Below are 248 nucleotides of genomic sequence, written 5' to 3' on the forward strand. Positions count from 1 at the left end.
AGCCCGGTGACGGTGACGCCCCATGCCGGCCGCGTCCGCGCCGAGAGCTCCATCCGGCTGTTCGACCACGCCGCAGCACTGGTGCGTGAGCAGCCTCCGCTGGACAACGTGCGCGTGCGGCTGGACCTGCTGGGCAAGGACGGCATCCTCTATTACGAGGACCCGGTCAGCGGTCAGGTCGGCAATGCCGTGTGCGTCGACGGGCGCTATTACGGCGCCACGCTGGAACCGCAGCTGGGATTGCGGAT

Annotated in this window: 1 protein-coding gene; it reads left to right on the forward strand. The window is 69.0% G+C overall.

Going from position 1 to position 248, the window contains the following annotated elements; translation table 11 throughout:
- The coding region (locus tag KVS69_RS20115) for a hypothetical protein (RefSeq protein WP_217539990.1) at positions 1-248 on the forward strand (248 nt) is incomplete at both ends.

Origin of the sequence: Stenotrophomonas sp. GbtcB23, assembly GCF_019091045.1 — a bacterium.
GTDB lineage: Bacteria > Pseudomonadota > Gammaproteobacteria > Xanthomonadales > Xanthomonadaceae > Stenotrophomonas > Stenotrophomonas rhizophila_A.